General features: G+C 72.2%; 23 protein-coding genes. 9 read left to right on the top strand and 14 right to left on the bottom strand.

The window, feature by feature from the left end:
- The 3 genes from DY240_RS22020 to DY240_RS22010 all read left to right on the top strand — a co-directional run.
- On the top strand, positions 1–1354 hold a 1354-nt coding region (locus tag DY240_RS22020; RefSeq protein WP_147375437.1), incomplete at its 5' end, for a multicopper oxidase family protein.
- Positions 1341–1637, top strand: a complete 297-nt coding sequence (locus DY240_RS22015; RefSeq protein ID WP_119661979.1) for a hypothetical protein — start codon at positions 1341–1343, stop codon at positions 1635–1637. The genes DY240_RS22020 and DY240_RS22015, both read left to right, overlap by 14 nt.
- A 123-nt stretch (positions 1638–1760) precedes the next feature.
- Complete coding sequence (locus DY240_RS22010) at positions 1761–2477, top strand: class II aldolase/adducin family protein (protein ID WP_119661978.1); 717 nt, start codon at positions 1761–1763, stop codon at positions 2475–2477.
- Here DY240_RS22010 and DY240_RS22005 read toward each other — a convergent pair.
- From DY240_RS22005 to DY240_RS21975, 8 genes are all read right to left on the bottom strand, one after another.
- Entirely contained in the window at positions 2474–3709 is a 1236-nt protein-coding gene (locus tag DY240_RS22005; RefSeq protein ID WP_119661977.1) for an MFS transporter, read from the bottom strand. The two genes, DY240_RS22010 and DY240_RS22005, sit on opposite strands and share 4 nt — an antisense overlap.
- 36 nt (positions 3710–3745) lie before the next feature.
- Positions 3746–5881: a tripartite tricarboxylate transporter permease gene (locus tag DY240_RS22000; protein WP_119661976.1), complete on the bottom strand. Its 2136-nt coding sequence runs from the start codon at positions 5879–5881 to the stop codon at positions 3746–3748.
- A 44-nt stretch (positions 5882–5925) separates the two neighbouring features.
- The gene (locus DY240_RS21995) at positions 5926–6960 is read right to left on the bottom strand and encodes a Bug family tripartite tricarboxylate transporter substrate binding protein (RefSeq protein WP_147375436.1); all 1035 of its coding nucleotides are present in this window, start codon (positions 6958–6960) and stop codon (positions 5926–5928) included.
- A gap of 81 nt (positions 6961–7041) precedes the next feature.
- Entirely contained in the window at positions 7042–8067 is a 1026-nt protein-coding gene (locus tag DY240_RS21990; protein WP_158602946.1) for an LLM class flavin-dependent oxidoreductase, read from the bottom strand.
- Between the two features lie 375 nt (positions 8068–8442).
- Entirely contained in the window at positions 8443–9621 is a 1179-nt protein-coding gene (cobA, locus tag DY240_RS21985; protein ID WP_119661973.1) for a uroporphyrinogen-III C-methyltransferase, read from the bottom strand.
- Positions 9621–10316 (bottom strand): phosphoadenylyl-sulfate reductase, encoded by a 696-nt coding sequence (locus tag DY240_RS21980; RefSeq protein ID WP_119661972.1) that lies wholly within the window; start codon positions 10314–10316, stop codon positions 9621–9623. Before DY240_RS21980 ends, cobA begins: the two co-directional genes overlap by 1 nt.
- Positions 10313–10471: a hypothetical protein gene (locus tag DY240_RS32970; protein WP_199702018.1), complete on the bottom strand. Its 159-nt coding sequence runs from the start codon at positions 10469–10471 to the stop codon at positions 10313–10315. Before DY240_RS32970 ends, DY240_RS21980 begins: the two co-directional genes overlap by 4 nt.
- A 16-nt stretch (positions 10472–10487) precedes the next feature.
- Positions 10488–12152, bottom strand: a complete 1665-nt coding sequence (locus DY240_RS21975) for a nitrite/sulfite reductase (RefSeq protein ID WP_119661971.1) — start codon at positions 12150–12152, stop codon at positions 10488–10490.
- A gap of 349 nt (positions 12153–12501) precedes the next feature.
- Here DY240_RS21975 and DY240_RS21970 point away from each other — a divergent pair, with 349 nt between their 5' ends.
- Positions 12502–12882 (top strand): LPS-assembly lipoprotein LptE, encoded by a 381-nt coding sequence (locus DY240_RS21970; RefSeq protein ID WP_147375435.1) that lies wholly within the window; start codon positions 12502–12504, stop codon positions 12880–12882.
- Positions 12883–13150: 268 nt separating this feature from the next.
- Here DY240_RS21970 and DY240_RS21965 read toward each other — a convergent pair whose 3' ends face one another.
- Positions 13151–14788: an acyl-CoA dehydrogenase family protein gene (locus DY240_RS21965; RefSeq protein ID WP_119661969.1), complete on the bottom strand. Its 1638-nt coding sequence runs from the start codon at positions 14786–14788 to the stop codon at positions 13151–13153.
- Between the two features lie 328 nt (positions 14789–15116).
- Between DY240_RS21965 and rsgA the strand changes: the two genes are divergently transcribed.
- Positions 15117–16172, top strand: a complete 1056-nt coding sequence (rsgA, locus tag DY240_RS21960) for a ribosome small subunit-dependent GTPase A (RefSeq protein ID WP_199702016.1) — start codon at positions 15117–15119, stop codon at positions 16170–16172.
- A gap of 104 nt (positions 16173–16276) precedes the next feature.
- On the opposite strand, the gene DY240_RS32200 is transcribed toward rsgA, so the two are convergent.
- Positions 16277–16450, bottom strand: a complete 174-nt coding sequence (locus tag DY240_RS32200; RefSeq protein WP_158602945.1) for a hypothetical protein — start codon at positions 16448–16450, stop codon at positions 16277–16279.
- A 21-nt stretch (positions 16451–16471) separates the two neighbouring features.
- On the opposite strand from DY240_RS32200, the gene DY240_RS21955 reads away from it, so the two are divergent.
- Both DY240_RS21955 and DY240_RS21950 read left to right on the top strand, forming a co-directional pair.
- Entirely contained in the window at positions 16472–16900 is a 429-nt protein-coding gene (locus DY240_RS21955) for a pyridoxamine 5'-phosphate oxidase family protein (protein WP_158602944.1), read from the top strand.
- Between the two features lie 45 nt (positions 16901–16945).
- Entirely contained in the window at positions 16946–17551 is a 606-nt protein-coding gene (locus DY240_RS21950; RefSeq protein ID WP_199702014.1) for a class I SAM-dependent methyltransferase, read from the top strand.
- Positions 17552–17564: 13 nt separating this feature from the next.
- Here the strand turns inward: DY240_RS21950 and DY240_RS21945 are convergent, their stop codons facing one another.
- Positions 17565–17906: a winged helix-turn-helix transcriptional regulator gene (locus DY240_RS21945; RefSeq protein WP_119661966.1), complete on the bottom strand. Its 342-nt coding sequence runs from the start codon at positions 17904–17906 to the stop codon at positions 17565–17567.
- 118 nt (positions 17907–18024) lie between these two features.
- Here DY240_RS21945 and DY240_RS21940 point away from each other — a divergent pair, with 118 nt between their 5' ends.
- Together DY240_RS21940 and DY240_RS31455 are read left to right on the top strand one after the other, a co-directional pair.
- Positions 18025–18600 (top strand): hypothetical protein, encoded by a 576-nt coding sequence (locus tag DY240_RS21940; RefSeq protein WP_407659371.1) that lies wholly within the window; start codon positions 18025–18027, stop codon positions 18598–18600.
- A gap of 130 nt (positions 18601–18730) precedes the next feature.
- Positions 18731–19015, top strand: coding sequence for a hypothetical protein (locus tag DY240_RS31455; protein WP_147375434.1), 285 nt, complete (start codon positions 18731–18733; stop codon positions 19013–19015).
- Between the two features lie 899 nt (positions 19016–19914).
- Here DY240_RS31455 and DY240_RS21935 read toward each other — a convergent pair.
- From DY240_RS21935 to DY240_RS21925, 3 genes are all read right to left on the bottom strand, one after another.
- Entirely contained in the window at positions 19915–20133 is a 219-nt protein-coding gene (locus DY240_RS21935; protein WP_119661965.1) for a hypothetical protein, read from the bottom strand.
- A gap of 114 nt (positions 20134–20247) precedes the next feature.
- Positions 20248–20469 (bottom strand): type II toxin-antitoxin system HicB family antitoxin, encoded by a 222-nt coding sequence (locus DY240_RS21930; protein WP_119661964.1) that lies wholly within the window; start codon positions 20467–20469, stop codon positions 20248–20250.
- A complete protein-coding gene (locus DY240_RS21925) occupies positions 20466–20672 on the bottom strand; it encodes a type II toxin-antitoxin system HicA family toxin (protein ID WP_119661963.1) in 207 nt (68 codons plus the stop codon). The genes DY240_RS21930 and DY240_RS21925 overlap by 4 nt, the downstream gene beginning before the upstream one ends.
- Positions 20673–20685 lie beyond the last annotated feature (13 nt).

Below are 20685 nucleotides of genomic sequence, written 5' to 3'. Positions count from 1 at the left end.
GCTGGCGTTCGTCCGCGCGCCTTCGGCCGACACCGGCGGGGGAGCGGCCGCCGCGCAGCCGGCCGGTCACGGCACGCCGGTCACCGACCTGCGCGGTCCCACGACGCCCGCCGCCGGCGGCACCGTCCGGCCGTACACCGTCTCCGCCCGGACGGCGACCGTCGCGCTCACGTCCGGGCGCGAGGTCGACGCGTGGACGTACGACGGGCGGCTGCCCGGGCCGCCGCTGACGGCTGTCCAGGGCGACCTCGTCGAGGTGACGCTGCGCAACGAGGACATCGACGACGGCGTGACGATCCACTGGCACGGCTACGACGTCCCGTGCGGCGAGGACGGCGCGCCCGGCACCACACAGGACGTCGTCGCGCGCGGCGCCGAGTTCGGTTACCGCTTCCGCGCCGACCAGGCCGGTACGTTCTGGTACCACACCCACCAGGTCTCTCACGTCGGCGTGCGCCGCGGGCTGTACGGCACCCTCGTCGTCACCCCGCGCGACGCCGAGCCGGCCGACGTCGACCTCGTCCTGCCCGTTCACACCTACGGCGGTGTGCTGGCGATCGGCGACGACGACGGCGTCCTCGCCGAGGAGGCCGCACCGGGCTCGTCCGTACGGCTGCGGCTGCTGAACACCGACTCCGAGCCGCACCGGTTCGGGCTGGCCGGCACCGCGTTCCGGCTGGTGGCCGTCGACGGCCGGGACGTGCACGAGCCCGGTGAGGTCTCGGAGCGGGCGCTGCGGCTGCCCGCGGGCGGACGCTACGACCTGGCGTTCACCATGCCGGACGGACCGGCCGCGCTGACGGTGGACGGTGAGGTGCGGCTGCGCCTCGGCGGCGGCGACGACGACCCGGCCACGGGTGAGTGGCCCGAGCTGGACCCGCTGCACTACGGCGCGCCGGCCGAGGTGCCGTTCACGCTGGACACCCGGTACGACCGGCACTTCACCATGGTGCTGGACCGCGGTGTGGCGATGGTCGACGGCCGGCCGGCGTTCGCACAGACGGTGAACGGCCGCGGCCACCCGTCCATCCCGGAACAGGTGGTGGCCGAGGGCGACCTCGTCCGGTTCACCGTCGTCAACCGCAGCCTCGAGACGCACCCGTGGCACCTGCACGGGCACGGCGTCCTGGTGCTCGCGCGCGACGGGCGGTCGGCGACCGGCAGCCCGCTGTGGGTCGACACCTTCGACGTGCGGCCGGGCGAGGTGTGGGACGTCGCGTTCGAGGCCGGCAACCCCGGCGTCTGGATGAACCACTGCCACAACCTGCCGCACGCGGAGAAGGGCATGATGCTGCAACTGCGCTACGACGGCGTCGCCGGCCTGGCGGGCGGGCACGGCCATGGCTCGCACTGAGCCGCCGGACGCCGGCGCGACGGTGGAGCTGCTGCGGCGCCGCGGTGACGCGATCATCGGCCGGGAGCTGACCCGGCTGGCCGGCCGCGCCCGCGCCCTCGGCCCGCGCGACCTGGCCGTCGTCGAGGATGCGCTCAACGAGCTGGTCGAACGGCTCGTGCTGGCCCGGCTCCGTGCGGTGCCGCACCGCGCCGCCGAGGTCGGCCGCCTCTTCGCCGACCCCGACGAGCTGCCTGCGCCGCCGGCGCACCGTCCGGTCGCACTCCACCCACTCCGCCGTTGATCTTGGCGTTGTTCGGCCATCTATCGGACATTTCACCCCGTAATTGCCGAACAACGCCAAGATCAACGCGGGCGGTGTGCCGTCGCATCCAGTATCTTGAATCCAATCTGACCTGGAGGCGCCATGACCGACCCCGAGCTCGAGCAGTTGAAGCGCGATCTCGTCACCTGCACCCGGCTGCTGGTGATGACCGACGTCCTGGATTACAGCGGGCATCTGAGCGCCCGGATCCCCGGCACCGACCGCGTGCTGATTCAGCCGCGCGACGCCAGCCGTGCGGCGCTCACGGCGGACGATCTGCTGGTGGTCGACCTGGAGGGCACCCTCGTCGAGGGCGAGATCCCGCCACCGGCCGAGACCGCGATCCACACCGGCGTCTACCGCAACCGGCCCGACGCGGCGTTCGTCTGTCACGGCCACCCGACGCTGTCGACGACGTTCAGCATGACCGATCGCCCGTTCCTGCCGATGCGTCACTTCGCCTACCGCGACCCGGACGGGCTGCCCGTCCACCCGGACGCCACCCACATCACCACCCGGGAGCAGGGGGACGCCGTGGCGAAGACGCTCGGCGACGGGCACGCCTGCCTGCTGCGCGCGCACGGGACCGTCCTCGTCGCGCCGACCATCCAGGAGCTGCTGATGGACTGCCTGGACCTGGAGGAGAACGCTCGCACGCTGCTGGCGGCCACCCAGCTGACGGCGGGCGGCGGCGAGCTGCGCCCGCTCAGCGCGGAGGAGTGCGCCGAGATCGGCCGCAGTTACAGCCGCAGCCGGCACCGTCCGAACAAGCTCTGGGAGCACTACGTTCACCGCGGCACGGCGGCGGGGGTGCTCTAGGAGGACGGAGGCGGCGGCGGGCCGAGTCGCGACTGGACCGCCGCCACCCGCGTGGCCACGGCGACCGACGCCAGCCCGGCGGCGCCCAGCACCAGGAACGTCTGCGTCAGCGACAGCACCAGCGTCGCCGCGCCGAACAGCGCCGGTGCGGAGAACTTGCCGACGTTGCGGACCATGCCGGTGAGGCCGACGTACGTCGACCGCAGGCCGGGCGGCGCCAGCTCCGTCACCAGCACGTTGTGCGCCACTCCGTAGACGCCGTCCTGGGCGCCGAACACCAGCATCGCGACGATCGCCAGCGCCACCCACTCGCCGGCCGCCATGCCGCCGACCGACAGCGCCGCCACGACCAGGCTGCCCGCGATCAGCTGCGCCGACGTCCACCGGCCGGCCAGCTTCTCGGTGAGGGCCGCGGTCAGGGCGGCGATCGCGGCCGAGGCGCCCATGACGACGCCGACGGTGGCGGGCGACAACCCGAGCTGGCCGGTCGCCAGCAGCGGATAGTACGTGATGACCGGGAACTTGAACACGAACCGCATCGCGGCCAGCACCTGCACGCCGACGACCGCCGGCGCCCTCAGCACCGCCCGCATGCCACCGGAGTTCTCCGCGCGTTTCCCGGCGGCCTCGCTCCGCCCCGGCGCCCGGACCAGCGGCGGCAGCACCCGCCAGGCCAGCACGGCCAGCGGGAGCGCCAGCAGCTGCAACGCGAACGGCGACGACCAGCCCAGCCCCCACGCCAGCAGCAGCCCGGCGACGATCGGCAGGACCGCCTCGGCGATCGCCATCGCGATGATCCGCCGGCTCTGCCCGCGCGCCGCCGCGGCGCCCGACGGCGCGACGTCGCCGATGATCCCGACCGTCAGCGACAGCACCGCGCCGAACGCCGCGCCCTGGGCGAACCGGACCGCCAGCAGCGTCCAGAACGGCACGTCCAGCAGCAACAGCCCGCCGCCCAGGCCGAACAGCAGCAGCGACCCGGCGATCACCGGCCGGCTGCCGACCCGGTCGGCGAGGATGCCGCCGGCCAGCGCGGACAGCACACTCGGCAGCAGGTAGACGCTGGTGATGAGCGCGACCTCGGCCGGGCTCAGGTCGAACCGGTCCTGGATGGCCGGCAGCGCGGGCGCGATGCCCTGCATACCGGCCGTCACGACCGCCGCGCCCAGGCTGGCGACCGCGATCACCATGCCCGGCGAGACGCCGCCCCGCCCCTCCGTGCGCTCCGCCATCGGCCCGCTGGTCCCTTCTCGAGTGGGTGGACGGCGTCAGAACGGCACCAGGGTGCCGCCCTCCAGTGGCATCCGCAGGACGGACACGAACAGGAAGTACAACGCCGCGGAGGTGACCACGGTGGTGATCACCGTCGTGCGCCAGGTCTCCCGGCCCACGTAGCGCATCATCAGGAACAGGACGACCGGCACCGTGACGGCCAGCCCGACCAGCCAGACGCCGGCGGCGAACGCGACCAGCAGGACGATGGAGTTGCGCATCCGGGCCGCGAGGTCGGCGTTCGCCTCCTGCTCGCCGGCCGGCTCCACGGCCGTCGCGGTCTCCACCTTGGTGGCGGTCCCGGCCTGCGCCGCGGGGTCCGGGCCGGAGCCGTCGGCCGCTGAGACAGCCTCGTCCAGCTGCTCGCGCAGGTCGTCCGGCACGTGCATCAGCTGCTCCATGCCGTGGCCGTCGGCGATCACCCCGCCGAACCGGCGCCGCAGCACCGGCACCAGCGCGATCGCCAGGTACAGCACGACCAGCGCCAGCATGACGGTCGAGATGATCAGCGGGAACGTGCGGGACTGCTCGCGGAAGTCCGTGGCCAGCACCAGCGCGACCGCCGCGATCACCCCGAACAGGGCGATGATCGCCAGCGTCCGCGGCCGGGTCGCCGACCGGACGCCCTCGCGCTTGGCCTCCTCGGGCACCTTGGCGCGCCGGTTCGAGACGATCTCGAAGACGATGACCGCGACGGTGAGGACCACCAGCACCAGCGAGATGGGACGGGTCACGAACGCGCTGAGCCCGCCGAAGGTCTCGACCGACTGCAGATACGACCGCTCCACCATCGGGCCGAGCACCAAGCCGAGGATCAGTGGGATGACCGGCATCCCGATCGCCCGCATCGCATAGCCGAGCAGGCCGAACGCGATGGCCAGCAGCACGTCCGTCGTCCGCGACTCGATGCCGTACGCCCCGGTGACCGCCAGCACGATGATCAGCGGCGCCAGCAGGCTGGCCCGCACCTTCGTCACCTTCGTCAGCCACGGCGCGAACACGATGCCGAAGCTGGACGACACGAAGCTCGCGCCGATGATCACCAGGATGCTCATCCAGACGATGTCCGGGCTGTCGCGGATGAGGTTCGGGCCGGGCGTGATGCCGTGCATGATCATCGCGCCCAGCACGATCGCCCAGTCGGCGCTGCCCGGGATGCCGAACGCGAGGCTGGGCAGCGCCGCACCGGCGTCCTTGGCGTCGTTGGCGGCCTCGGGGGCCAGGACGCCGCGCGGGTCGCCCTGGCCGAACTTCGGGTCGCGGACGGTCTTCGCGGCCTGGAAGTAGGCCAGGAAGGCCGCGAGCGTCCCGCCGACCGCCGGGATGAGGCCGATCCCCGTCCCGAGCACCGAGCTGCGCAGCAGCAGGAACGGCTTGGTGAAGACGTAGCGGGCGCCCTCCCAGACCTGCGAGCGACCCAGCCGGGTGGTGCCGGAACCGGCGGCCACCTTCTGGTTGTGCACGATCAGGCTCAGCGCCTCGGTCACGGCGAACAGGCCGATCAGCACGATGACCGCGCCGATGCCGTCGTACAGCTCGGCCTGGCCGAACACGTAGCGGACGTCACCGCCGATCGGGGCGAAGCCGACGAACGAGATCAGCAGGCCGATCATGCCGGCGATCAGGCCCTTGATCATCGAGCCGCGCGAGGCGACCGCGATGACCGCCAGCCCGAGCACCCCGAGCATCGTCAGCTCGGGGAACGAGAACGACAGCAGGATGCTGCGGGTCAGCGGGAACAGCGCGATGATGATCGCGATGCCGATGAGCGACCCGAGGAACGACGCCATCGCCGAGACGCCGATGGCGAAGCCGCCGCGCCCCTGTCTCGACAACGGGTAGCCGTCGTACGTCGTGGCCGCGTTCACCGACGATCCCGGCGTGTTGATGAGGATCGCCGTGATCGACCCGGCGAAGTTCTGGCCGGCGAGGGCCGCGACGAACAGCCCCATCGCCTGCATGGGCTCCATGTCGAAGGTGAACGGGATCATCAGGGCGATGCCCACCGACCCGCTCAGCCCCGGCAGCAGTCCGAAGATCGTTCCGTTGAGCACCCCGATCAGGAACCACAGCAGGAACGACCACGTCGTCATCTGCTGCAGGGCCTCGACCAGGCCAGAACCGAAATCCACGAGCCAAACCTCCTGTCAGGCGCGCCGGAGCGCGGCCCGATCCGTCAGCCGTCGGCCAGTTGCGGGACGAGTTCCTCCATCTGCTCGATCTGTTCGGCGATGTTCGCCTCGGTCTCCTCGGCGGTCCGCGGAACGATCGGCCGGCCGGCCTCCTCGGCCCAGGTCACGAACTCCTCGTCGGCCATCGTGTCGGCGAGGGCGCCGCGCAGGTACTCGGCGACCGGCTCCGGCAGGTCCGGCGGCGCGACGATGACGCGCAGCTCGGTGACGGCGCCGGCGAGGTCGGGGAAGCCGGCCTCCTCGGCGGTCGGGACGTCCTGCAGCCAGTCGACGTTCTCCGGCAGCTGGTCCTCGGTACCCAGGTACATGAGCGGCCGGATGTCGCCGGATTCGACGAACCCGACGAGGTCGGTGCTGCCGTAGACGAAGAAGTCGGCGTCGCCGCGCAGGGCCGCCGTCACGACCTCCGCCGAGCCCTCGGCGCCGTACGTGACGTCGGCGTCGAGGTCCAGCGCCCTGATGGTGGCCAGCCCGGCCAGCGCGGAGGACGAGCCCTCCTCGACGGTGATCGCGCGGATGTCCTCGGCGGCGATGAGGTCCTCGATGGTCTCGAACGGCGAGTCGGCCGGCACGTAGACGACGTAGCCGTTCTCGTCGACCTGCCCCAGGACGGTGAACTCGCTGGTCGTCCACTGCGCGAGGTCGGGCTCCTGGATCTCCTGGGCGATCGCGGCGGGCATCGGCAGGATGCCGATCGTGTACCCGTCGGGCTCGGCGTTGAACATCGAGCTGATGCCCTGGGGCAGCGGGGGAGAGTTGCGGACGACGACGTTGACGCCGTCGGGCAGGTGGCCGTTCTGCATCACCTCGGCGATGCCGCGCGAGTAGGTGTCGAAGCCGCCGCCGGGGGTGTACGGCACGATCCAGTCGATGTCGCGCTCAGGCTCCCAGGTGCCGTCGTCGGAGCCGGCCGCCGAGTCCTCGCCGCATGCGGTGAGGACCAGCGGGGCGACGAGGGCGAGCGCGGCGGCGGCGGTCGCGCGCCGGCGACGCGGCGATCGTAGTGCGGTACGGGACATGAACTCGTCCAATCCTTCAGCTGGGATGTACGAACGAACTCCGTTGGTCAGTGGGGTGCCGCGCCTGCTCGCCGGACGGTGTCAGTCGCGGTAGAGCGGCAGGATCTCGTCGGCCCAGAGGGTCATCTGGTCCTCGAGATCGTCGATGGACGGGTAGATCAGCTTCAGCTCGAAGTGGGTCACGCCCGCCTCGACGAACTCCTCCACCCGCCGCTTCACGTCGTCGACCGAGCCGAAGATGTGGCGGTCGAGCGCGAACGAGATGTCGTCGACATCGCGTTCGTACGTGGTGCTGCTGGTGCGGACCGTGGGGATGGCGCGCTCCAGCGCGGCGTCGCGGTCGCGCTTGATGACGGCCAGCTTCTCGACGGCGATGGTGATGGCGCCGGGGTCGCGGCCGTACTCGGCGGCGGTGTCGCGGACGATCTCCGCGCCCCGGGCCATCTCCTTCGGCGACAGCCAGCCCGGCACCCAGCCGTCGCCGACCCGGCCGGTGCGGCGCGCGGCGTAGTCCGTCCAGCCGCCGACCCAGATGGGCGGGTGCGGCTGCTGCACGGGCTTGGGGTAGATCTCGGCGTCGTCGAAGCTGACGTGCCTGCCGTGGTAGGTCGCGAGCGGCTGGGTCCAGATCGCCCGCATGGCGTCGATGTACTCGTCGGTGAGCCGCGCCCGCTGCTTGAAGTCGACGCCGAACACCTCGAACTCGTTGGACGACTGGCTCGCCTTCGACCCGAGCCCGACCCCGGCGATGAGCCGGCCGTTGCTGAGGTGGTCCAGCGTCGCCAGCTGCTTGGCGGCGTAGATCGGGTTGCGGGTCGGCATCACCAGGCAGGCGACGCCGATCTGGACCCGGCTGGTGACGGCGGCGAGGTAGCCGATGACGGTGAGTGCCTCGTAGAAGTCGGCCGACTGGTCGTCGGCCAGCGCCTCGTGCGCGCCCGAGGAGATGTGGTGGCGGTGCATCTCCGTGCTCCAGACCACGTGGTCGTGCACGAAGATCGAGTCGAAGCCCAGCTCCTCGGCCTTCTGCGCGGTCCGCACGATGTTCTCGACGCCGGACAGCGGGCCCGAATTGGGCACCCGGATACCGAACGAGATCTTGGCCATCCACCACTCCCGTGAGTCGTGCCGTCGTCGACCGTGTGAATCGGCCGGCTGCGGGCGACTGTGCTCAGCCCGCAACCGGCCGGCTCGTGGCATCCAGGCCCACCCTGGACGTATGTCGATTGAAGATACAGGATCCAATCTTCACGTCAAGGGCTGTCGGCATCACGTCTTGGCGTCGGCAACGGCAGGTCGCGGGCGCTATGTGACGACCGCGTTACGCGCCGGTTCCGCGCGACGTCCGCGCTGGGTCGTCCCGCCCGGTCGGCGCCGGTCGGGGCGGGCCGGTGTCATCGCGAGCGGCCGCGATCGCGCGGGCGTGCCGACCGGGGCAACGGGCCCCCGCGTGGCGAGGCGAGGCGAGCGGAGAGGGCGGCGTCAGACGGAGGCGAGCGCGGCGACGTCGCCGACGACGATGACGGCCGGCGGCTTGGCGCCGGCCTCGGCGGCCGCCTGGGCGATACCGGAGAGCGGCGCGGTGGTGACCCGCTGACGCGGGCCGAAGCCGTCCTCGACGACGGCGGCGGGGGTGCCGGGGTCCATGCCGTGCGCGACGAGCTGGGCGGCGGTGTCGGCGAGCAGGCTGACGCCCATGAGGAACACGAGGGTGCCCTCGGTGCCGGCGAGGTTGGCCCAGTCGAGGCCCTCGTGCCCGGAGACGACCGTGAACTGCTTGGCCAGGCCGCGGTGCGTGACGGGGATCCCGGCGGAGGCGGGCACGGCGACCGCGCTCGTCACACCGGGGACGACCTCGACGGGGACGCCGGCGGCCCGGCAAGCGGCCGCCTCCTCGCCGCCGCGGCCGAGGACGAACGGGTCGCCGCCCTTGAGCCGGACGACCTGCTTGCCGGCCTGGGCGTGCTCGACCAGCAGCCGGTTGATCTCGTGCTGGGGGACCGGGTGGTGGCCGGGCGTCTTGCCGACGTCGATGACCTCGACGTCGTCGTCGAGCTCGGCCAGCAGGGCGCGCGGCGCCAGGCGGTCGACCACGACGACGTCGGCGGCGGCCAGCAGCTGCCGGCCGCGCGTCGTGATGAGCCCGGGGTGTCCAGGGCCGCCGCCCACGAGGGCGACCCGACCCCGTCGGGCGGCCCGGTGTCGCCGCAGCGGCAGCTCGCCGGTCTCCAGCGCGGTCTGGACGGCGTTGCGTAGCCGGACGGCGCGCCGCGGGTCGCCGCCGGCGGTGACGGCGACCAGGACGTCGCCGACCCGGGCGACGGCCGGGGTCCACGCGGCCGAGCGGCTCGCGTCGTCGGCGCGGACGCACCAGGTGCGCTGGGCGTCGGCGGCCACGGCGACGGCGTCGTCGACCCGCGGGTCGCCGGTCGCGGTGTGCACCAGCCAGGCGCCCTGGAGGTCGCCGTCGGCGTAGTCGCGCGGCGACCAGGTGACCCGTCCGGCCGCGACCAGCTCGGCCAGCGGCTCGCACAGGAACGGCGCCACCAGGTGCACCTCGGCCCCGGCGTCGACGAGGGGACGTGCGCGGCGGGACGCCACCGGGCCGCCGCCGACCACGACGACCCGCTTGCCTTCGACGTCCAGCTGCAGCGGATACATCAGATGTTGATCCCGCACTCGGTCTTCGACGAGCCGGCCCAGCGGCCCGCACGCGGATCCTCGCCGGGCGCGACGGGGCGGGTGCACGGCTCGCAGCCGATGGACAGGTAGCCGAGCTCGCGCAGCGGGTTCACCAGGATGTTGTGCTCGGCGACGTAGGCGTCGACCTGCTCGTCGGTCCAGGTGGCCAGCGGGTTCACCTTGACCTTGCCGCGCTTGGGGTCCCAGGCGACGACGGGCGTGCCGGCGCGGGACGGCGCCTCGGCGCGGCGGACGCCGCCGGCCCAGGCGTCGTACGGCTTCAGCGCGCGGTCCAGCGGCCACACCTTGCGGATGGCGCAGCACAGGTCGGCGTCGATCTCGTAGAGCTTGCCGTACTCGGCCTCGTGCTCGGGGACGCGCAGCGGGTGCGTGATCGTCTCGACCTCGACGTCGTACGTCGCGGCGATGGCGTCGCGGGTCCCGATGGTCTCGGCGAAGTGGTAGCCGGTGTCGAGGAACAGCACCTTGATGCCCGGCACCGCCGTCGACGCCACGTGCGACAGCACGCCGTCGGCCATCGAGGCGGTGATGGCGAACCGCTCGCCGAAGGTCTCGTGCGCCCAGCGGACGATCTCGCCGGCCGGTGCGTCCTCCAGGTTCCGCGCGGCGTCCAGCGCGAGCGCCTCGAGGGAGTTCGTCGGGCAGAGGGTCATCCTGCGCTCCTTCTGGTCGAGAGGCCGAGCAGTTTCACCGAGAACACCCGCAGACAGGACCGGCACTCCCACGCACCGTGCGGCTCCTCCACGGGGTGGAGGTCCTCCTCCGCGCAGAACGGGCAGTGCATGATCGCGGCCCTGGTCTCGGCCATGTCTAGTTCGCCGTCCTCACTGGAGTGCGTCCTCGTCGGCGCGGGCCACCCACTGGGCGAACCGCTCGCCGTCTGTCCGCTGGTCGGCGAAGCGCCGGACGACGCGCTCCACGTAGTCGGGCAGCTCGGCCGCCGTCACCTTGAGTCCGCGCAGCTTGCGGCCGAAGCCGGCGTCGAGGCCGAGGCCGCCGCCGAGGTGGACCTGGAAGCCCTCCTCGCCCTTGACGATCTGCCCCTTGAGGCCGATGTCGGCGACCTGGATGCGCGCGCACGAGTTCGGGCAGCCGTTGAGGTGCAGCGAGATCGGCACGTCCAGCTGCTCGTTGAGGTCGGCCAGCCGCCGCTCCAGCTCGGCGACGGTGTCGACGGCGAGCTGCTTGGTCTCGACGATGGCCAGCTTGCAGTACTCCAGGCCCGTGCAGGCCATCGTGTTGCGGCGGAACACGCTCGGCCGCGCCTGCAGGCCGATCGCGTCCAGCGCGGTGACCAGCGACTCGACCTTGTCGCCGTCGACGTCGAGGATGACGAGCTTCTGGTGCGGCGTCGTGCGCAGCCGGCCCGAGCCATGCGCCTCGATGACGTCGGCCAGCTTCGCCAGCATCGAGCCGGACACGCGGCCCACCAGCGGGGCGACGCCGACGTAGAACCGGCCGTCCTTCTGCTCGTGGATGCCGACGTGGTCGATCGGCTCGACGTGCGGCGGGGGCGGCGGGCCGTCGATGAGGCGGCGGCCGAGGTACTCGTCCGACTCGAGGACTTCCCGGAACTTCTCGGGGCCCCAGTCGTCGACGAGGAACTTCAGCCGCGCCCGGTGGCGCAGCCGGCGGTAGCCGTAGTCGCGGAAGATGCCGGTGACGCCGGCCCAGACGTCGGGGACCTCCTCGAGCGGCACCCACGCGCCGAGACGGACCGCCAGCTTCGGGTTCGTCGACAGGCCGCCGCCGACCCACAGGTCCAGGCCGGGGCCGTGCTCGGGGTGGTGCACGCCGACGAAGGCGATGTCGTTGGCCTCGTGCACGATGTCGGGCAGCCCGCTGATCGCCGACTTGAACTTGCGCGGCAGGTTCGAGAACTCGGGCGAGCCGATGTAGCGGCGCTGGATCTCGTCGATCGCCCATGTGGGGTCGAGCACCTCGTCGGCGCTGATGCCGGCGACGGGGGAGCCGAGGATGACGCGCGGGACGTCGCCGCAGGCCTCCGTCGTGCTCAGGCCGACGGCTTCGAGCTTCTCCCAGATCACCGGCACGTCCTCGACCCGGATCCAGTGCAGCTGGATGTTCTGCCGGTCGGTGACGTCGGCGGTGTCACGCGCGTAGGTGGTCGAGATCTCCGCGACGGTGCGCAGCTGCTCCAGGCTCAGCGCGCCGCCGTCGATGCGCACCCGCAGCATGAAGTACTCGTCGTCGAGCTCGTGCGGCTCCAGCACGGCCGTCTTGCCGCCCGGGATGCCGGGGCGGCGCTGCGTGTACAGACCCCACCAGCGGAACCGGCCGCGCAGGTCCTGCGGGTCGATGCTGGCGAACCCGCGCTTGCTGTAGATGGTCTCGATCCGCTTGCGGACGTTGAGCCCGTCGTCGTCCTTCTTGGTCCGCTCATTCGGGTTCAGCGGCTCCAGGTGGCCGAGGGCCCACTGCCCCTGGCCCCGGGGGCGCTTGGGGGTCGGCGTCTGCGTGGGAGACATGTGCAGTGCAGTCCTCGAGGGGTCGGGGACGCACGGTGCGCGCTGGTTCTGGTGGCGGATGAGGGATCCGGGGCCGGTGCCCGGGCTGCCCGCCGGCGCGACCGCGCGCCCGGCTGAGTGAGTCCGGGGCGGTCAGAACGCCAGACAGAGCATGCTGTCCATGCGGCCGTAGTCGACGTGACGCCGACTCACCAGCAGCAGCGGAATGACGGACAACATGCCGAGCATCGTGCCATGTTGTGGCGCCCGGCGCGAACGGCGTGTCCACCATTCGGGCATTGTTGTCTTACAGTTCGAGATTTCCTATCGGTTCGATAGGTTTTCCTGCGGGGCGGGTAGGGTCGGCGCCGTGCGACGAATCTTGCGCCCCGTGGTCCTGCTCGGCTGTGCCGTCCTGGCTCTGACGGCCTGCTCCGAGCAGCTGGACCAGAGCCTCAACGACCTCGCCGCCACGGCCTTGGAAGATGCCGTGACGCGGCAGCTGTCCGACGCCGGCATCACGCTGGAGAGCGGCCCCGACTGCAGCACCGACCTCAACCGCGACGGCACGTCGTTGAGCGGGGACGCCTCCTGCTCCGGCACCGCGGTGGACGGGCGTGCGGTGCGCGCGGAGTTCGACGGGACGCTGTCCAGCTCGGGCTGCAGCGGGTCGCTGGGCGTCTTCGTGGACGACGAGGCGATCGCGCAGGTCGACGAGATCCCCGACTGCTCGGTGAACGTGAGTTTCTGAGGATCGCCCGCCCGGGCCGGCTGAGAACCATGATCATGGGCGGTTTGGTGTCGCCAGAGCCACAGTAAACCGCCCTTGATCACGGTTCTCAACGCCGTCCCCTTGATAGCTGCCCGGCCATGCGTACCGAGGCCGGCTCACTCGGAGGCGTGGCCCGTCGCGGGCTCGATGGGGCGATCGGTGGTCTGGTGCTGGCAATCGCACCAGGAGCGGCCCTTCTCGCGGGCCGGGCAGTCGTCGTGGCGCTGATCGGCGCAGGCGGGGCAGATCACGAGAGCACCGGGGTGGCGCGGTGGACGATCGCGGCGGTGTCGAGTCCGGCGGGCAGCGCGCCGTAGACGTCGTGGCGGGCGTCGCAGCGGCTGGCGCAGAACGCGTCGGCGACGGCCGGCGGAGCGAACCGGACCAGCAGGCTGGCCTGCAGCAGCACCGCCATCCGGCCGGCCAGCACCCGCGCCTGCCCGGCCGCGCCGGCGTCGCCGCCCGCCAGCAGGGACGTCACGGAGGCCAGCGCGTCGTCGAGGCGGCGGTCCTGGCCCTTCGCGGCCTCGACCTCGGCCCGCCATGCGGCGACGGCGTCGGGCTCGCGCGCCAGGACCCGCAACAGGTCGAGGGCCTGGACGTTGCCCGCGCCCTCCCAGATCGAGTTCAGCGGCGCCTCGCGATACAGCCGCGGCATCTCGCTCTCCTCGACGTAGCCGTTGCCGCCCAGGCACTCCAGCGCCTCGGCGACGGCGGCCGGCGTCCGCTTGCACACCCAGAACTTCGCCAGCGGCAGTCCGATGCGCCGCAGCGCCCGCTCGTGCGGGTCGTCAGCACGATCGACGGACGCGGCCAGTCGCAGGCCGAGCGCCGTCGCCGCCTCGGACTCCAGCGCGAGGTCGGCGAGGACGGCGCGCATCAGCTCGGAGTCGGCCAGCCGGGCGCCGAACGCGGACCGGTGCGCCGCATGCCATGTCGCCTCGGCCACCGACCGGCGCAGCAGCGCGGCCGAGCCGAGCACGCAGTCGAGCCGGGTGGCGGCGACCATCTCGATGATCGTGGCCACACCGCGGCCCTCGGGGCCCAGCCGCTGGGCGAGCGCACCGTCGAACTCGACCTCGGCCGAGGCGTTCGCCCGGTTGCCCAGCTTGTCCTTGAGCCGCTGCAGCCGCAGGGCGTTGCGGGTGCCGTCGTCGAGGACGCGGGGGAGAACGAAGCAGGTCAGCCCGTCCGGCGCCTGGGCGAGCACGAGGAACACGTCGTTCATGGGCGCCGAGCAGAACCACTTGTGCCCGGTGAGGCGGTACCACCCGGCGCCGAGGCCGTCGACGGGCTCGGCGCGCGTGGTGTTGGCGCGGACGTCGGAGCCGCCCTGCTTCTCGGTCATCGCCATGCCCGCCAGGCAGCCGTCCTTCTCGGCGGGAGGACGAAGGACCGGGTCGTAGGAGGCTCCGAGCCGGCCCACCCACACGTCGCCGACGGCGGGGTCGGTGCGCAGGGCCGGCACCGCGGCGTAGGTCATGGAGACGGGGCAGAGGTGGGCGGCTTCGAGCTGGCTCCACACCACGAACTTCGCCGCCCGCGTGGCGTGTGAGCTCAGCGGAGCATCCACCCATGGTCCGGCGTGCATGCGGTGGTCGACGGCGGCACGCATGAGCCGGTGCCAGGACGGGTGGAAGTCGACCTCGTCGACGCGGTGGCCGTAGCGGTCGTGCGTGCGCAGCACGGGTGCGTGGCGGTCGGCCTCGACGGCCCACCGCTGCGCCTCCGCGGAGCCGGCCAGCCGGCCCAGCGACTCCAGCTCGACGCGGTCGCCGGTGTTCCCGTAGCGGTCGAACGCCTCGACCAGCGCGGCGTCGGCACCGAACACGTCGTAGCCGGTCAGCGGCGGCGGCTGGTTGGTGACCTCGTGTGTCGCTCCCACACACCCACGATAAGACTCCGGATGTCGTCGGGCCGGGCACGGCCCCAGCGACGGTCGCCCCGGCTCGGCGCTCGCACCGACGACTTCGAGGAGGCCTCCGGCCCCCTCTCATCACCGGTCTGCCCGGCCCTCCTTGGGGACCGGCCGGCCCGTTATTCGCTGGCCGCGAGTGCCCGCCTGTGGATAACGTGACGATCGCAGTCGGGCTGTGGACGACGGAGGAGGTGAGCGGCCATGCACCTGCGCAGATCCGTTCGCTCCAGTACTCTCCGGCCAGCACGCCGCCGCTGACACCGTCGCGCGTGAGGCCGCACCAGAAAGGTCTCACATGTCTGCTTCCCAGCAACGCCTGCTCGACCTCGGCTGGACGGCCGACGTCGGGCGCGCCTTCCGGCCCTACCGGGGCGCCCACCGGCTGGCCCGCGTCTGCCGCGTCGACCGTGCCGGCGCCGACCTCGCCGGCGGCATGGGCGCCGTCCGGGCCACGTACGGCGGCGACGTGCTGCGCGCCGTCGCCGCCGACCGGATGGCGCTGCCCGCCGTCGGCGACTGGGCCGCGGTCCGCGACTGGCCCGACGACCGCGTCACGCTCGAGGCGGTCCTGCCGCGGCGGACCGCGATCGTGCGCGACAGCGCCGACCGGACGTCGCACGGCCAGGTCGTCGCCGCGAACGTCGACGTCGTCGCGATCGTGGAGCACCTCGACCCCGACCCCGACCTCGGCCGCATCGAGCGGCTGCTGGTGCTGGCCTGGGGGAGCGGCGCCCAGCCGGTCGTCGTCCTCACCAAGCCCGACCTCGTGCCGGACCCGCAGGGCATGCGCGACGAGGTCGCCGAGGTCGCGCCCGGGGTGGAGGTCCTGCTGGTCAGCGCGCTCTCCGGGACCGGTCTCGACGAGCTCGGCGCGCTGCTGCGCAACGGCCGGACGCTGGCCCTGGTCGGGCCGTCGGGCGCGGGCAAGTCGACGCTGACCAACGCGCTGGCCGGGATGGACCTGATGCCGACGGGGTCCGTGCGGGCCCGCGACGGCCGCGGCCGGCACACCACGACCCATCGCGAGCTCGTCGTCCTGCCGGGCCGGGGCGTCATCGTCGACACGCCGGGGCTGCGCGCCGTCGGGCTGGTCGCCGACGACGCCGCCGTCGCCGGGGCGTTCGCGGACGTCGAGGCGCTGGCGGCGCGCTGCCGGTTCCGCGACTGCGCGCACCTGGCCGAGCCCGGCTGCGCCGTCCTGCTGGCCGTCGACGACGGTGAGCTCGACGCGGACCGGCTGAGGCGGTGGCGCAAGCTGCGGCGCGAGGCGGAGCTGAACGCGGCTCGCCGCACGCCGGGCCGTCGCAGCGCCGTCGTCGCCGAGCTGGAGGCGAAGCGCCACCGCCGCTGACGCCGGCCCTCGGCCGTGGCCGGACGGTGCGGGTGTACGGCCGCACGCGCGGCGCCGCCGTCGGCGCGAGCGGCGCGAGCGGTCGTGCGGAGTCGCGGCCGCGGTCAGCGTGAGCACGCGGCGACGATGGCCGCCAGCAGCAGCCGGACCCCGAACGGTTCCATGCCCTGATTCTCCCGTGCGTGGTTGCCGGCGACGCGGCGGTCGGCAAGGATGGCGACGCGGGCACGCAGGCTGTGATCGAGGACGCCATGACGCTCGAGGACGACGCTCGCCACATCATCGACACCACCCGGTACATGAGCCTCGGCACTGTCGACCCGGACGGCCGGGCCAGGGTGTCGCCGGTCTACTACGCGCCCGACGGTTACGACGTCGTGTACTGGATGTCGGGACTCGAGGCGCAGCACTCCCAGAACGTCTTACGGCAGCCGGAGGTGAGCATGGCGATCTTCGACTCCACCGTGCCGATCGGCGGGGACGTCCGCGCCGTCTACCTCAAGGCCACCGCCGGCCGGGTGCCGGACGACGAGCTGGCGGCGTGCGCACCGGTGGCCTGCCGGGCGCGGTTCCCGGAGCAGCGGCAGCCGTTCCCCGTCGAGTGGCTGTACCCGCCCGAGCGGCTGCGATTGTGGCGGGCGCGGGTGACGGAGCACTCGGTGCACATCCGGGGGAGCGACCCCGTGTACGGCACGGGGATCGACTCGCGGCGCGTCATTGCGCTATGAAGTGGTGACATGGGTGGCTGCTGTGATCCGCGCGGCTGCGACCGCATGTTCACGACGGGGTTCGCCCGGCACGTGGCGCGACGCTACCGCAAGCGCGGCCTGGACCGGACGGCGGCGCGGATGGTCGCGTTCCTGCAGGAGCGCGGCATCGAGGGCGCGACGGTGCTGGAGATCGGCGGCGGGGTCGGCGAGATCCAGATCGAGCTGCTCCGCCGCGGCGCGGCTTCGGCGGTCGGCCTCGAGCTGTCCCCGTCCTACCGCGACGAGGCGGCCCGCCTGCTCGCCGAGGCGGGGCTGACGGGGCGGGCGCAGTACCGCATCCACGACATCGCCGCCGATCCCGGCGGCGTGGCCGCGGCCGACGTCGTCGTGCTGCACCGTGTGGTGTGCTGCTACCCCGACTACGAGCGGCTGCTCGCCGCCGTGGCCGACCACGCCGGTCGGCTGGTGGTCTTCAGCCACCCGCCGCGCAACCTCGCCGGGCGCGTCTTCGTCGGGGTGACGAACCTGGCGATGCGGCTGCGCAAGCAGCGGTACCGGGCGTTCGTCCACCCGCCGGAGGCGATGCTCGACGTGCTGCGGGAGCGGGGGCTGCGGCCCGCCTATGCCCACCGCGGCCTGACGTGGCAGGTCGCCGGGCTCGAGCGCTGAGGCGCGCCCGGGCCTACGCGACCGCGTCGGCGCAGCTCATGGCCGTGCCGGGAGCAGTCTCGCCCTGGGTGCGTTCCAGGTGGACCTCGCCCCAGGCCCGGACGTTCTCGACGACGGGGAGCACCGTCGTGCCGTACGGGGTCAGGCGGTAGATGACCGGCGCCGGGACGGGCCCCGTCTCGACCCGCTCGACGAGCCCGTCGGCCTCCAGTTCGCGCAGCTGCTCGGCCAGCACCTTCGCAGTGATCGGCGCGGCCCGGCGCCGCAGGCCGGCGAAGTGCGACTCGCCGTGGGCGAGCCAGTACACCAGGGTCAGCTTCCATTTCCCGCCGATCGCGGCGAAGGCCGCGGCCATCGGGCAACCGGGAATGGGGTTGGGGCGCGACGGCGAGGGGTTACCTGAAGGTGCCTTCTTGTTCATGGACCTGCTCCGCTCGGATAGTCGCGTCATGAACGCTCACACGAAGGTCACCCTGCCACAGCGGCGCCTCGTCGTCGTGTGCCTGTCGCTCCTCGCGCTGACGGCGGGCGCCGCCTCGGGCGAGGCGGCGCCGATTCCGTCAACGGCTCAGGCCGCCGCCGCGGACGGCCAGCACAGCTTCGACTGGGAGATCGGCACCTGGCGCTCTGACGTCCGGGTCCTTGCCGATCCGCTCTCGGAGTCGCCGGACGAGTGGCTCGAGTTCAGCGGGACGAGCGTGGTCCGTCCGCTGATGGACCGCCGCGCCAACGTCGTCGAGTTCGACGTCCAGGGCCCGGCCGGGCGAATCGAGGCGCTCAACCTGCGGCTCTACGAGCCCCAGGCCGATCGCTGGAGCCTGAGCTTCGCCAACCTGCGCGACGGTCTGCTCGCGCCGGCCGTGTACGGCGGCTTCCACGACGGCGTGGGCGAGTTCTTCGGCGACGACCAGCTGAACGGCCGCCCGATCAGGGTGCGTTTCCGCATCGTCCGGCAGGGACCGGACAAGGCACGATTCGAGCAGGCCTTCTCCGACGACGGCGGGGAGACGTGGGAGACCAACTGGATCGTCGTGGACCGGCGGATCTGACGCACACCACTGTCACCATTTGCCGATGCTTGTCGTGGCCGGACGAGAGTGAATGGGCTCAGGCGCGAGGGACTCTCGAGCAACGCCGGTCAGCGGTGTGCACCTCGCGCTGACGGCAAGGGGGGCTGTCATGAAGAGAGCATTGGCGATCGGCGCTCTGGCAGCAGCGGCGACGGTGCTCGTCGCTCCAAGCGCATCAGCGACGATTCATCCGATCGTCGAGTCAGCGGACTGCGCCAGTTCGACGGCGGACGCGGCGCACCCGCTCGGGGACGTGGCCGATCCACCGGGCCAGACGCCCGGATTCGGGAGCCACTCGGACACCAGCACGCTGCGCGCCATCGACGAGACGATCGACACGCCCGCCGCGTTCGGTCACAAGCTCGACGGCGAGTGCGGACACGCAGGCCCGTAGATCCCGCGGCCCGTCAACAGCACGAGAAAGGCCCTATCGACATGATCGATAGGGCCATTCACCTGGTGGGCGATACTGGGATTGAACCAGTGACCTCTTCCGTGTCAGCTCCAAGCGGCAGGGTTCCTGAGGGTTCCGGCGCTGGTCATCGGCGTGTGGTGGTGGCCTGGATGCTGCTGGCGGTCGCCCTGGTTGCTGTACTTCGCTGCTGTACGACGGTGACGGCTGCCCCACCCTCACTCCTTCCCCATCCCCCTCATAACTGCCAGCTCCTAGGCCGACGCTGTGCGTGTCAAGGGTGGCGCTTGCGCCATCGCGTGCGACGGCCGAAGGCCGCCCTTGACTCGTGCAGTGGTGGCCGACCATTCCGGCATGAGGGGGATGGGGACCGGTCCGCACAGCTCGACGGGCACGGTTCGATCCCGGCGAACCGTCCGGCTCGATCTCGTCTCGTGGTCGACGGCGGCGAGCTGGTGCGTGGGCCGCCTGATCTCGGTCAGTAGCCGCGTGCGGTTGTTGGATCACCAGGCCGGTGACAGGTGGGAACGTCTCTCACTTCGTCACCGGCCTGTTCTGCTTCCGTGCCGCCCGTCCCGGTCGCCCGGAACGGCCGAAGGCCGCACGCCCGGCGTGCCGGGCGGGCGGCTGCGGCGAGCTTGCTCGCCGCTTTAACGGAGTAAAGAAAGTTCTCACCACGCATCAGCGTCGCCGGGCCGGGGCGGGGTGAGGTGGTGAGACGCGCCGCTCGCGGACCACTGCCCAGAGCTGATGCGGTATCGGCTCTGGCTGGCCGTTGTGCGGCCCGTAGACGGGTCGAGTTCGGCCGGTGGTCGCTGGAGTCGACCCGGTGCCTGGTTCGGGCCTGTGCGGTCCGCTCACCGGCTCCACCGTCGATGCGGTCAGTGGGCGTCGCCTGCGTTCCGCGAGCCGTCTGACGTGGCTCGGTCGCGGTACACGGCCGCGATTCGCTCGAAGGCCCGGTCCAGCTCGTCCCAGCTCATCCCGGCTGCGGAGTCGTACGCGTGGCCGGTGATCTCCTGGAACGCGGCTTCACCCAGCCCGGCGTAGCGCCAGCGCACGATCAGCTCGCGTGCCTGCTTGTGTCCCACGTGCCGCACCAGCTCGAACCTCCCGCCCAGGGAAGAACCTACCCACAACGTAGTTGCTGGCACAACGGCCGATGCCCCGCACCAGGGGGGCCAGGTGCGGGGCATCGGTCAGTCTCGGACAGGTCAGGCCGCCGGGGTGATGACCGTGGCGGCCACGGTGGACGGGTGCGGGACTGGTAGTCCGTCCTCGCGCAACCCGTCAAGGTGGAACTCGACCGCCGCGCGCATCTCGTCCAGCACGGCGTCTTCGGTGTCGGCCAGCGCGACGACACCAGGAAGGTCAGGAGACCACGCACCGAACCCGCCGTCCTCGGCGCGTTCGATGATCACGGCGTAGGTGCTCACTTCGCCTCCTTGGTGTCGAGACCTGCTTGTTTCAGGATGCTCCGTTCGGTGCCTATCGGCAAGGTGGCGCTCGGCTTCCCGGCCACCGTGACCCGACCCGGCTTGGTCGGGTGCTTGTACTGGCGGTGGCTGCCACGGGTGGCGTGTAGGTACCAACCGTCGGCCTCGATGAGCTTCAGAATCTCACTCACCTTCAGCGGCATGACTCCCCGTCCA

This window comes from Jiangella rhizosphaerae, from assembly GCF_003579925.1.
GTDB classification, from domain to species: domain Bacteria; phylum Actinomycetota; class Actinomycetes; order Jiangellales; family Jiangellaceae; genus Jiangella; species Jiangella rhizosphaerae.
This window is presented reverse-complemented; position numbering and strand designations above follow the sequence as displayed.